Source organism: Thioalkalivibrio nitratireducens DSM 14787 (assembly GCF_000321415.2).
Taxonomy (GTDB): domain Bacteria; phylum Pseudomonadota; class Gammaproteobacteria; order Ectothiorhodospirales; family Ectothiorhodospiraceae; genus Thioalkalivibrio; species Thioalkalivibrio nitratireducens.
In genome coordinates, this window is the sequence record NC_019902.2 from 2,050,344 (window position 1) to 2,062,956 (window position 12,613).

Genomic DNA, 12,613 nt, shown 5'->3' on the forward strand with positions numbered 1-12,613 from the left:
TGACGGTCCTGGCGATACCTGCCGCCCCGCAACGTGAAAACCCATCCCGCGCTCGATTCTCGCGTCACCAATCGCATCGTCGGGCACGACACACCCCGGCAAGTGAAGCCTGGCACGGAAACCCACCGAAACGACCGTGAATACCCTCCGTGTTCCGTGATGTTTGCGGTCTTCCGTGACTTCGTCTGGTTACGCTGACTTCCATCGTGCCCTGGCACCACCCGCGACCACACGGCGGAAGGAACCGGAAACCATCATCTGCCGCCGAGGGGTTCAACGTCACGTCCCGTTCAGGTAGGGGGCGCCGTTCGTGGCGAGATCACTGCCTCAGTCAATGTTTCCCGATGATCCTGCAGCGCCCAGTGTACGGAGGGGAAAGCGATCTCGTCCACCGGGATCTGATCCTGCCGGAACAACCCCACCTCGATCGATTCCGGCCCTGGCAGCACCCGGGAACTCTTCAACCAGGCCCGGTAGAACATCTGCACCTGGCTGATTCGGGGGATCGAGTACACCGCCAGCAGCTGGTCGATCTCCAGTTCCGCCCTCGCTTCCTCCCAGGCCTCGCGCATGGCACCCTCCTCGGTGGTTTCCCCGAGTTCGAGATAGCCGGCCGGAAGCGTCCAGTATCCCTCGCGCGGCGGAATCGCCCGACGGCACAGCAGGATCCGACCCTCCCAGCTGGCCACCACGCCGACCACGATCCGGGGATTCTCGTACTGAATGAAGCCGCAGGCGTCGCACACCAGCCGCAGGCGGTCATCGCCCTCCGGGACACGGCGGCTGAAATTCACGGGGTCGTCGTTGCTTTGATCGGACATCGGCATCGTACCGTTGCTGTCGAAACCATCCGCGACTGCCTGGGCACGGCTGCCTGGGCACGGCTCACCCATCGAGGCGGCCCCGGCTCCCGGGATCTTTGCAGGCAGGCGCTGCCGTGGCCCGGGTCAGCCGCAGCAGGCAAGGCGATATGTTCGCAAGCGATCAGGACAAAGCCGACACCAGCCGCTGCTGGAAGCGCAGACCCGCCTCGAGCTGTTCCAGCGTGATGAACTCGTCGGGCTGATGCGCCTGGTCGATCGATCCGGGCCCACAGACCACGCTGGCAAACCCTGCCCGCTGGAACAGACCGGCCTCCGCCGCAAACGGCACCCGGCCGGTATCCTCACGGCCGCTCAGTCGACAGGCCAGGTCGATCGCCGGGTTGCGACCCTCGTGCGCGAGGGCCGGAGCCTCCATCAGGATCTCGGTCGTAATCCCGGTATCCGCTGCGATTTCGCGCATCGCGGGCTCGACCTGCGTCCGGCAATGCTCCGCGAAATCGTTCAGGATCCGCGCCGGGTCATCCCCCGGCACCGAGCGGATGTCCCAGTCGAACCGGCAGTCGCGCGCGACGATGTTGACCGCCGTGCCGCCGTGCACGACTCCCACGTGAACGGTGGTGTGCGACGGCTCGAAACCCGGCCCGAAAGGCCCGGACACCGCGCGCGCGTCTGCGACGTCATCGAGGTAGGTGATCAGCCGCGCCGCGGTGGCCACCGCGCTCACGCCCCGATGCGCCTGGCTCGAATGCATTTGGTGCCCACGCACGTGCGTGCGCGCGACCGTGATGCCCTTGTGCGCGGTGATGACCCGCATTCCCGTCGGCTCACCGACGATCACCGCCGCCGGCCGCGGGAGCCGGCCCACCGCCTCGACCAGGCTCGGCGCGCCTCGGCAGCCGACCTCCTCGTCGTAGGACAATGCCAGGTGGATCGGCCGGCGCAGCGCCTTCATTTCTGGCACCAGCGCCAGCGCGATCGCCACAAAGCCCTTCATGTCGCAGCTGCCGCGACCGTAGAGGCGCCCCCCGCGCTCTTCCAGACGGAACGGATCCGTGGTCCAGGCCTGGCCATCGACGGGCACCACGTCGGTATGGCCGGACAGCACCACCCCGCCCTCGACCCGGGGTCCGACCGTCGCCAGCAGGTTCGCCTTGGTGCCATCACCGTTCGCGATCAGATCGGCGGCGACCCCCTGGCGCGCAAGACGGTCTCGGACGAAGTCGATCAGATCCAGGTTCGAATTGCGCGAAACGGTGTCGAAGGCGACCAGCCGTTCGAGCATTGCGCGTACATCGGAGAGTGTTGTCGCCATCATCACACCTCGGACCGGTCCGCGGCCCCGGGATTCCCGCGTTCCTCCGCTGTGCCGTCCTGCCCGGTCCGGCAGCCAAGGAGCACCCCGGTCGCGGACCACCCCGGCCGCACCGCGTCACCGATCTTCGGGGGTCGGATCGCCTTGCGCTCGGTGCTTCGGGATCAGCGCCGTTCCGATCATGACCTCCAGCCGGCGCGCGGCATAGAAGAAACTCTCTCCGGTCACCGTGCCAAGATACCGGATATTGGTCACGGCCTCGGCTTCGACCGGAACGTCCCGGCGGAAGCTCTCGAAGATCGTGCTGCCGCTGTAGCCGCCCTTCATGAATACGCCCCGCATTTCGTAGTCACTCAGGCGGGTGCCCCGGGACTCGCAGTACTCGCTGGCGGAGACGTTGACCATCTCTCCACGGAAGACCTTTTTCTCGACCATCCGCTAAGTCTAGCGGGTCCGAGCCTGGGCGACGGCTTCATTCGATATTTTCCAGTAACGCTCCAACAATCGGCCAACCACTGGCCCGGGGTGATGCGCACGGCCGGCGCTCAAACGCGCTGGCACCTGAATCGCAATCGGCGCGGCACCACAGCAGCACTGTCACAGCAATCGCCCGGCCGGTCTGCTACTCTCAGAACTCGCCGGGCGGGGCCGCCTGCGCCGCGGGTCGCCCCGGCGCCAGTGAGAAACCGCAGCGCTCGCGCCAGGCCGGGGAGCCGACTCGGATTCGCCGGCACGTACGAGGTCGACTCGGTCTGCAGGCCCGAACAGGTCACAGGGAGACACACGCGCGCATGCTCGAGATCAGGATTCACGGCCGCGGCGGCCAGGGCAACGTGGTGGCGGCGTATCTGCTGGCATCTGCGGCAATCGACGGGGGGCGCTACGCCCAGGCGTTCCCGGCGTTTGGCGCAGAGCGCCGCGGCGCTCCGGTTGCCGCATTCGTCCGCATCGACGAACAACCGATCCGCCGCCGCTGCCAGGTCCGGGAGCCGACCTTCCTGATCGTCCAGGATCCGGCACTGATGGAAGTCCCGGGAACACTCAGCGGGATCCGCCCGGATGGCACCGTGCTGGTCGACGGGCCCTCCGGCCGGATCGACGACAGCGGTCCCAACGAGGTGATCACGATGCCTGCGACCCATCTCGCGATGGAACATATCGGGCGCCCGGTACCCAACACCGCGCTCCTTGCCGCCTTCATCACGCTTACCGGGCTGATGCCGCTCTCGGCACTTACCGATGCACTCGGTGAGCGGTTCAAGGGGCCGATCTTGGAAAAGAATCGCAAGCTGGTGGAGGCGGCCGCCGAAACCGTCGAGGCTGGACGCTGGCGGGAGGTGGCCCATGCCGCAGGCGCTTGAAGGCTCGCAGGCACTGGCCCGGGCGGTGGCAATGTGCCGTCCGCAGGTGGTCGCGGCCTACCCCATCACCCCGCAGACCCATATCGTCGAGGGCATCGCCAGGCTCGTTGCAGACGGCCAGTTCGAGTGCGAGATGGTCAGCGTCGAGAGCGAGCACTCGGCCGCCTCAGTCGCCCTGGGCGCGGCGGTCGCCGGTTCGCGCGCCTACACCGCCAGCGCGTCCCAGGGAATCCTGCTGATGGCCGAGGTCCTTTACGACATCGCCGGCCTGCGCGTACCGCTGGTGATGACCTGTGCAAACCGCGCGCTCTCCGGACCGCTGAACATCTGGAACGACCAGCAGGACTCGATGTCGATGCGCGATTCCGGCTGGATCCAGTTGTACTGCGCGACCAACCAGGAGGCGGTGGACACGACCATCCAGGCGTTCCGGATCGCCGAGCGCTGCGAACTGCCGGTGATGGTCTGTGTCGATGGCTTCACCCTGACCCACACGCTGGAACCGCTGGAGATCCCGGCGCAGGAACAGGTCGACAGTTTCCTGCCCCCCTACCGTTTCCGGCACGGGCTCGACCCGGCCGAGCCGCGCAGCCTCGGCACGCTCGTCGGTCCCGAGCATTTCACCGAGGTGCGTCACGCTCACCACCAGGCCCTGCTGCGCGCACAGGCGGAGATCGCACAGGCGGACGCCGACTGGGGTGCCGTGTCCGGCCGGCAGTACGGCGGGCTGCTGGAAGTGCGGGGCGATGCGGATTCCGGCCTGGGCATCCTGACGTTGGGGTCCGTGCTCGGCACGCTGGAGGACGCGATGGACGAGGATCCGGGCCTGCCTCGTGCCCGCTTCCTGAAGCTGCGCAGCTTCCGCCCGTTCCCGGCGCAGGCGCTGCGCGAGGCATGCGCCGGCCTCGACACATTGATCGTGCTCGAACGCGCGCTGTCTCCGGGGGCCGGGGGCATCGTCGGCCCCGAGGTACAGGCCGCTTTGGCACAACTGCCCACGCGCCCGCGCGTGCACAACTTCGCGGCCGGGCTCGGCGGCCGGGACCTGTCCCTCGATCTGTACGCACGCCTGGTCACCGCCGCAACCAGCGAAGGCGATCCGGCCCCGTTCGCGATCATCGACGCGGATCCTTCCCTGTTACCCGAGGAGGATCGCTGAGGCCCAGCGGTCCGCGAGGTCAGATCATGAACGAACAGCCCGTCTATTCCCTCGACACGCTGCGCTCGCGCCAGCCCCGTTTCCGCGGTCTGGAATCCGGCCACCGCGCCTGCCAGGGCTGCGGCGAGGCACTCGCCGCCCGGCTGACGACCGAGGCCGCCGGCCCCGACGTGGTCGTGGCCAACGCCACTGGCTGCCTCGAGGTGTTCAGTACCCCCTGGCCCCAGTCGGCCTGGCGCCTGCCCTGGGTCCACTCCGTGTTCGGCAACGTCGCCGCGGTTGCGGCCGGCATGGAGGCCGCGCTGAAGCAGCAGGGACGCGCGACCCAGGTGGTTGCCTTCGCCGGCGACGGCGGCACCTTCGACATCGGCTTCCAGGCCCTGTCGGGGATGATGGAGCGCGGCCACAACGTGCTGTTCGTCTGCTTCGACAACGAGGCCTACATGAACACCGGTGTTCAGCGCTCGGGGTCGACGCCGCATGCGGCGATGACGACCACCTCCCCGCCGGGCAAAGTGCGCATGGGCAAGCGACACATGAAGAAGGACATCCTCTCGATCATCGCGGCCCACCATATTCCCTATGCCGCCACCGCCTCGGTGGCCTACACGTCGGACCTGCGCAAGAAAGTGCGCCGCGCGATGGATACCGAGGGGGCAAGCTTCCTGCAGATCCATTCGCCCTGCCCGCTCGGCTGGGGCCACGACGGTGCCGCCACGATCGAAGTCGCACGCCTGGCGGTGCAAACCGGCCTGTTCCCGATCATCGAGATGGAACGCGGCGAACTGATCGGCACATTGCCGATCCGGGAACCGAGGCCGGTCTCCGACTACCTGCGGCTGCAGAACCGCTTCCGCCACCTGTTTGCCGACGACTACCGGGCCCGGAAGGAACTGGAACACCTGCAGGCGATCGCCGATCGCAACATCGAACGCTTCGAGTTGCGGGGTATCCGGCCCGAGAGTTATGACACCGAGGGGGCCGACACGGTACACCGCGGCGGCGACCGCTGGGCCTGACCCGGGCCCGTTCCGGCATGCCATCGCTCCGTCCCCTGCCCCATCCATCGATGCAAGCGAGCCGATCATGATCGAAATTCCCCGCGGCGCCTTCGCCCGTCCCGGCACCTCCCTCGACTTCAAGACCGGCACCTGGCGGGTGGAGCGGCCGGTGCATCAACGCCGCGCTGCTCCCTGCCATTCGGCCTGCCCGGCCGGCGAGGACGCCCAGGCCTACCTGGCCAAGGCCGAGGTCGGGGACTTGCGCGGTGCCTGGGAAACGCTGGTCGCAGCCAACCCGTTGCCAGCGATCACCGGAAGGGTCTGCCACCACCCCTGCGAGTCGGCCTGCAACCGCCGGCATTATGACGACGCGATCACGATCCACGGCGTCGAGCGTTTCCTGGGCGATCGCGCCCTGCACGAGGGTTGGGCGTATCCGGTGGCAGCGCCCGGTTCCGAGGCGCCGCGGGTCGCGGTGGTCGGCGCCGGGCCGGCGGGGCTTTCGGCCGCTTACCACCTGCTGCGCAACGGCTGCCGTATCACATTGATCGACGCGATGCCCGCCGCGGGCGGCACGATGCGTACCGCGATCCCCCGCTACCGTCTGCCGACCGAAATCCTCGATCAGGAACTGGACCGGATCGTCGCGCTGCCCGGTATCGACTTCCGCCCGCAAACGCGGCTCGGACGCGACATCTCGCTGCAGGAACTCCAGGCCGAGCACCAGGCGCTGTTTCTCGGTCCCGGGCGGCGCAAGGGTCGTGAATGGAGTGCCGATTTCGCGGTGCCGGGAGACCTGCACACTGGCCTGCAGTTGCTCGAGGCCTGGGTCGCCGAGGGAACGCTGCCCGATCAGCCGCGCTCGGTCGCGATCGTCGGCGGCGGCAACACCGCGGTGGACCTGGCGCGCGTGCTGCGCCGCCAGGGCGTGGAACAGGTCCACCTGATCAGCCACCAGCGCGTTCCGGCACCGGATGTCCCCGCAGACGACGCGATGCGGGCCACGTCTCGCGAGGTCTCCCAGGCGATCGAGGAAGGCGTGACCATCCACGAGCACCGCGGCGTACGCCGGCTGATCCTGCGCGGCGAGCGGGTCGTCGGCATGGAACTCGTGCACATGAAGAAACTCGTGGGCCAGGACGGACGCCTGCGCCGGGTCGCGTTCGAGGGCACCGAGACCGTTCTCCACGTCGATCACGTGATTCCGGCGATCGGCCAGGACGTCGACCCCGAGGGGTTTAACGGGCTGGTCGAGCGCGGCCAGATGAACGTCGAACCGTGGTGGGGCGAACTGCGCGGGCATCCGAACATCTTCAGCGGCGGTGACGCCCGTTCCGATCACGGCACCGTCAGCGAGGCGGTCGGCGACGGGCGACGGGCAGCGCTGGGGATCATGCGCCGGCTTTCCGCGCAGCCCCTGGATCCGGGGGCTCCACCCGAGCCGATCCCGTTCGACGATCTCAACGTGCACTACTTCGAACCGCTGCCGGCAGCCCGGGAACCGGTGCTGCCGCCGGAACACCGCAAGGGGCTCGAGGAGATCGAGGGCGGGTTGGACGGCAGCGGCGTGCGCAACGAGGCCCACCGCTGCCTGTCGTGCGGCGACTGCCTGGCCTGTGACAACTGCTGGACCCTGTGCCCGGACCAGTCGGTGCTGAAGACCCGCGAGATCGCCGCCGACGGCAGTCACTACGTGTTCGACTACGACTACTGCAAGGGCTGCGGTATCTGTGCCCACGAATGCCCCACCGGCTACATCCGCATGATCCCGGAGTAGCACAGCGCTCGCCCCGCGCGCCCGGAGCCGCTGACAGGAGCAACACACTCGGAGTAGCATTGCGCCCTGTCACAGAACCGTAACAAGAAAAGGGGGCACGTGGCATTCCGAATCGGTAACCCGCTGGGCGACAGAAAGGCCTCTCTGGTCTGGAGCCCGGAGAACCTGCGCCTGGCCGCAGGCATGGTGTTCATGATCGGCGTCTTCGCCTATGCCCTGCTGCTGACGCGGGGCATCCCGACGCTGACGCCGCAGGGGCTGTTGCTGCTGGTTGCGTCGGCGGTGGTCGGCGCCTACATGGCGATGAATATCGGCGCCAACGACGTCGCCAACAACCTCGGCCCGGCGGTCGGCTCGCGGGCGATCACCTTGGGCTGGGCCATCGTGATCGCCGCGGTGTTCGAGGCGCTCGGCGCGATCATCGCCGGCGGCGAGGTGGTCGGCACCATCAAGGGCGGCATCATCGACCCGGCGGAGATCGAGCAGGTTTCCGAGTTCGCCTGGCTGATGTTCTCCGCGCTGCTTGCCGGCGCGCTCTGGCTCAACCTCGCCACGGCCCTGGGCGCCCCGGTGTCGACCACGCATTCGATCATCGGCGCGGTGATGGGCGCCGGCATCGCGGCCGGTGGCTGGGCGTTGGTCAACTGGGCAACGATCGGCCAGATCGTCGCCAGCTGGTTGATCTCCCCGCTGATGGGAGGACTGATCGCAGCCACCATCCTCTACGTGATCAAGCGCAAGATCACGTATCGCAGCGCGATGCATCAGGCCGCGGGCCAGGTGGTGCCGTGGCTGGTCGCCCTGATGGCCTGGGCATTCGCGACTTTCATGCTGATCAAGGGCCTCGGCGACCTGTATCGGCTGCCTGTGGTACAGGCGGCACCGGTCGGGGCCGTGGTCGCGCTCGCCGCGTTCCTGGCCGTCCGCGGGCCGATCCGTCGGAGTGCGGCGACGCTGGAGAACACCAAGGGCGCCGTCAACCGCCTGTTCACCGTGCCGCTGATCTTCGCCGCGGCGCTGCTGAGCTTCGCCCATGGTGCCAATGACGTCGCCAATGCGATCGGACCGCTCGCCGCGATCTACGAGGCGATCAAGACCGACGAGATCGCCACCCGTGCGGCGACTCCGATGTGGATCCTGATCCTTGGCGCAGTGGGCCTCGCGGCCGGTCTCGCGCTGTACGGATCGAAGCTGATCCGCACCGTCGGCCGCGAGATCACCGAGCTCGATCGGATGCGGGCCTTCTCCATCGCGCTGGCGGCGGCCATCACGGTGATCATCGCGGCCCAGCTGGGTATGCCGATCTCGACCACCCACGTGACCATCGGCGCCCTGTTCGGCGTCGGTTTTCTGCGCGAATACCTGAAGACCAACTACGCGAAGATGGAGCAGACCATCATCGCCGGACACGAGGGCGAGGAACGGGCCAAAGTCGAGGCGTACCTGCACCGGTTCGAAGCCGCGCCCATCGAGGAGAAACGGCGGATGCTCGCCGACATCAAGGCGCGTTCCCCGGGAATCCCGGAGGCCCCGCTGTTCGCGAAAAAGGAACGCAAGGCAATGAAAAAAGTCGTCAAACAGCAGTTGGTCAAACGTTCGCTGGTTTTCCGCATCGTAGCCGCGTGGATTATCACCGTTCCGGCCACCGCGGTCCTTGCTGCCCTGCTGTTCAAGCTGATCATCCTGCTCGGCGGCTGAGCCGGCCCGCACCCGGATTTTGGAACCCGGGGCCGGGGCCGGGCACGGCAGTCCTCGAAGCAACCCGGCCCTGCACGAAAACCTGCACCCCCACCCGCGTACAGGAGAACCCGCAATGCCAACCCGAAGATCCCTGCTGTTCATGCTTGCGCTGCTGCTGGCCGCGCCGTCCGTACTGGCCGATGCCGGTGGCCCCGCCGACCCGGTCCGCGTCGCGCTGCAACTGAGTGACCACGACCCGATCCGGCAGTCGATGGTCCTCAGCGTCGCGAACAACCTGGTCAACCATTACGGCGCGGATCACGTCGACGTGGAGGTCGTGGCTTTCGGTCCGGGCCTGACCCTGTTGCGCGATACCAGCCAGTTCGCCCAACGGGTCACCGCGCTGTCCGAGTCGCAGGGCGTACGCTTCAGCTACTGCGAGATCACCGTGGACAGCATGGAACAACGCGAGGGTCAGCGGCCGCGCCTGTTGCCGGTGGCGCAGGCCACGCCGTCGGGCGCGGTGCGGATCATCGACCTGGTCGCAGAGGGTTACACCCACATCGCGCCCTGAATTCACCTGCTGAACTGCCGTTCCTGCGGGCCGGTCTCCGCCCGCTATCGGGGGCCGTTCCGCGAGGTGGAGCAGCGGTCCAGCAGGTACACGATGGAGCGATAATAGCGGCCGCTGTGCAGCGACAGGCCGATCTCGCAGGTGCGGCTGGTCGAGTACCCCGACTCGCAGACATCCGGGAGTGCCGGGCGCAGATCCTTGAGCGCGGCAGCATTGAGCTCGGGAAAAGTGAAACCGCGGTCGCCCGACCAGCCGCAGCAGTGCACTTGCTGCGGCACGACTACGCGTTCGGCGCAGGCCTCGGCGATCGCGGTCAGCTTTAACTGCAGACCCATCTTGATGCTGCTGCAGGTCGGGTGCACTGCCACGGTCTCGGGCAGCCTGCGAATCGCCAGGCGCTCCAGCACGAAGTCGTGCAGGAACTCCGCGATGTCGTGGATCCGCAAACCGGAACCCGCAAGATCCCGCTTCGCGCGGAACGCGCAGGGACTGGTGTCGAACACGATCGGATCCTGGCCATCACGGCTCGCCCGGCGCAGCGCCGTCTCCAGTTCGCCCATCTTGCGCGCGGCGTCGGCGTCGAAGCCCTTGCTCTCGAACGGTTGCCCGCAGCAGAGCCCGTCGAGCCGCTTCGGGTGGATCACCTCGTAGCCCGCCTTGCGCAGCAGGGCTTCGGTCTTCGGTACTAACGACTCTGCCTCGGGATCGCCTCGCGCGGGCCCCATCGTCCGGCTCGCGCAGCTCGAGAAATAGACCACCCGGGGGGCCCAGGGACCCGTCGGCCGCGGCGCTGGCCCGGGTCGGGCCCTGCGTGGCATGTAGGGGTTCCATAGCGGGATACGCCCGCCGCTGAGTCGCCGGATACCGCCAGTCAGCCCGGACATCAGCCGCGTACCCAGCATCGCGTGCAGCAGATTCGCCGCCCCCAGGCTGCCCCGGGTTACGACCGTCACCGGCCGGAAATGCCCCGCGACCCAGCGCGATACGCGGTGCGCCACCGGCCCCCAGCCACGCCCGCGCAATTGCTTCACCATCTTGCCGGTGTCGATGCCGACCGGGCAGGCCAGCGCACAGAGACTGTCGACCGCACAGGTATCGAGACCCTGGTAACGATAGAGCCTGCGCATATGCCGCAGGGCCCGCGATTCCCGCGCGCCCTCCAGCCGTACGATCTCACGCATTGCGACGATCCGCTGACGCGGCGTCAACGTCAGTGCCCGCGACGGACAGGTCGGTTCGCAGAAGCCGCACTCGATGCACTTGTCCACCAACGGGTCGACCGCCGGCATCGGCTTCAAGTGACGAAGGTGCGCATGGGGATCGTCGTTCAACAGCACACCGGGGTTCAACAGATTCGCGGGATCGAACAGCCGCTTGATCTCGCGCATGAGTGCATGCGCCTGCGCGCCCCACTCGAGCTCCACGAACGGTGCCATATTGCGGCCGGTGCCGTGTTCGGCCTTCAACGAACCATCATGGCGGACCACGACCATCTCGCTGAGATCGGCCATGAAACGCCGATACCGATCGACAGCCCCGGGCTCGGCGAAGTCCGGGGTGATCACGAAATGCAGATTGCCCTCGAGCGCGTGACCGAAGATGATCGAACCGTCGAAGCCGTGCCGGCCGAACAGTTCCTGCAGGTCCAGCGTCAGGTCCGCAAGGCGCGGCACCGCCACCGCGACGTCCTCGATGATCACTGCGGTGCCGGTCGGGCGCAGCGATCCAACCGAAGGGAACAGGCCCGAGCGGATCGCCCAGAGCCGGTCGCATTCTGCACGGTCGGTGGTGAAGGTAAGCGGCGCAAGCGTCGCCACTGCGCTCAGGGCCGCCGTGATCGCGGCCACCTGGTCCTGCAGGCGCTGCGGATCGCCGGCGCGGGTTTCGACCAGCAACGCGGCCGCCTGATCGTCCAGCTCCCTCAGCAGTCCCGGAACGCCCGGCTGGTCCTCGACCGAGCGCAGCGAAGCCCGGTCCATCAGTTCCGCCGCGGCGACCGGCAGCGGCTTGATGATGCCAACCGCGTGGCAGGCCGTACGGATATCGGGAAACAGGATCAGCGTGGTCGCCTTGTACTGCGGGTCGGGAACGGTCCGGTAGGTGATCTCCGCAATGAACCCCAGGGTTCCCTCGGATCCGATCATCAGATGCTGCAGGATGTCCACCGGATCTTCGAAATCGACCAGCGCGTTCAGGCTGTAGCCGCAGGTGTTCTTGATCCGGAACTTGTCGCGGATACGGCTCGCCAGCGCCTCGTCGGCACGGGTCTTCCGGCCCAATCCCTCCAGCGCTGCGAGCAGCTCGCGGTGACTGGCGCGAAACGCGGCCCGGCTGTCGGCATCGCCGGTATCCAGCAGTGCGCCGTCCGCGAGGATCACGCGCATGGTTTCCAGCGTCCGGTAACTGTTCTGCGCGGTCCCGCAGCACATGCCGCTGGCATTGTTGGCCGCGATCCCGCCGACGTGGCAGACGTTCAGCGACGCCGGGTCAGGCCCGATCTTGCGCCCGAAGGGCGCCAGGATGCGGTTCGCGTGCCCGCCGATCACCGCGGGCCGCAGCGCGATCGTCGAGGCGTCGCCCGCCAGTTTCCAGCTGCGCCACTCGTCGCCGATCAGCAGCAGCACGGAATCGGTGATCGCCTGCCCCGAGAGACTCGTTCCCGCAGCGCGGAACGTCACCGGCACCGCGTGCCGGGCGGCCAGCGGAAGGATGCGTTGGATCTCATCCTCTCCGCCCACCCGGACCACGAGCCGCGGGACCAGGCGATACAGGCTCGCGTCGGTCCCGTAGGCCAGCGTACGCAGCGGATCCGAGATCAGACTGGATTGTGGAACGATGCCCCGGAGTTCCTGCAGGAACGAGTCGAAATCGGCGTGCGCCATCATCGGGACTCCCCGTCACGCCCGGCACGGGCCTTTCGGAACT

Annotated in this window: 10 protein-coding genes; 6 read left to right on the forward strand and 4 right to left on the reverse strand. The window is 67.7% G+C overall.

From position 1 onward, the window contains the following. Nucleotides 1-290: 290 nt before the first annotated feature. The 3 genes from TVNIR_RS09460 to TVNIR_RS09470 form a co-directional block, all read right to left on the reverse strand. Entirely contained in the window at nt 291-821 is a 531-nt protein-coding gene (locus tag TVNIR_RS09460; RefSeq protein ID WP_043740486.1) for an NUDIX hydrolase, read from the reverse strand. Nucleotides 822-984: 163 nt separating this feature from the next. Then, the gene (gene argE, locus TVNIR_RS09465; RefSeq protein ID WP_015258797.1) at nt 985-2,139 is read right to left on the reverse strand and encodes an acetylornithine deacetylase; all 1,155 of its coding nucleotides are present in this window, start codon (nt 2,137-2,139) and stop codon (nt 985-987) included. A gap of 114 nt (nt 2,140-2,253) precedes the next feature. Continuing rightward, nucleotides 2,254-2,571: a hypothetical protein gene (locus tag TVNIR_RS09470; protein ID WP_015258798.1), complete on the reverse strand. Its 318-nt coding sequence runs from the start codon at nt 2,569-2,571 to the stop codon at nt 2,254-2,256. A 356-nt stretch (nt 2,572-2,927) separates the two neighbouring features. On the opposite strand from TVNIR_RS09470, the gene TVNIR_RS09475 reads away from it, so the two are divergent. The 6 genes from TVNIR_RS09475 (at nt 2,928) to TVNIR_RS09500 (ending at nt 9,688) form a co-directional block, all read left to right on the forward strand. After that, nucleotides 2,928-3,497: a 2-oxoacid:acceptor oxidoreductase family protein gene (locus TVNIR_RS09475; RefSeq protein ID WP_015258799.1), complete on the forward strand. Its 570-nt coding sequence runs from the start codon at nt 2,928-2,930 to the stop codon at nt 3,495-3,497. Further along, the gene (gene porA, locus TVNIR_RS09480; protein WP_015258800.1) at nt 3,481-4,656 is read left to right on the forward strand and encodes a pyruvate:ferredoxin oxidoreductase subunit alpha; all 1,176 of its coding nucleotides are present in this window, start codon (nt 3,481-3,483) and stop codon (nt 4,654-4,656) included. Before TVNIR_RS09475 ends, porA begins: the two co-directional genes overlap by 17 nt. 26 nt (nt 4,657-4,682) lie before the next feature. Continuing rightward, entirely contained in the window at nt 4,683-5,675 is a 993-nt protein-coding gene (locus TVNIR_RS09485) for a thiamine pyrophosphate-dependent enzyme (RefSeq protein WP_015258801.1), read from the forward strand. A gap of 67 nt (nt 5,676-5,742) precedes the next feature. After that, nucleotides 5,743-7,434 (forward strand): FAD-dependent oxidoreductase, encoded by a 1,692-nt coding sequence (locus TVNIR_RS09490; protein WP_015258802.1) that lies wholly within the window; start codon nt 5,743-5,745, stop codon nt 7,432-7,434. 99 nt (nt 7,435-7,533) lie between these two features. Continuing rightward, nucleotides 7,534-9,132, forward strand: coding sequence for an inorganic phosphate transporter (locus TVNIR_RS09495; RefSeq protein ID WP_015258803.1), 1,599 nt, complete (start codon nt 7,534-7,536; stop codon nt 9,130-9,132). A 115-nt stretch (nt 9,133-9,247) separates the two neighbouring features. Further along, the gene (locus tag TVNIR_RS09500; protein ID WP_015258804.1) at nt 9,248-9,688 is read left to right on the forward strand and encodes a DsrE family protein; all 441 of its coding nucleotides are present in this window, start codon (nt 9,248-9,250) and stop codon (nt 9,686-9,688) included. A 44-nt stretch (nt 9,689-9,732) separates the two neighbouring features. Here the strand turns inward: TVNIR_RS09500 and TVNIR_RS09505 are convergent, their stop codons facing one another. Then, nucleotides 9,733-12,573 (reverse strand): FAD-binding and (Fe-S)-binding domain-containing protein, encoded by a 2,841-nt coding sequence (locus TVNIR_RS09505; RefSeq protein ID WP_015258805.1) that lies wholly within the window; start codon nt 12,571-12,573, stop codon nt 9,733-9,735. Nucleotides 12,574-12,613: the final 40 nt, after the last annotated feature.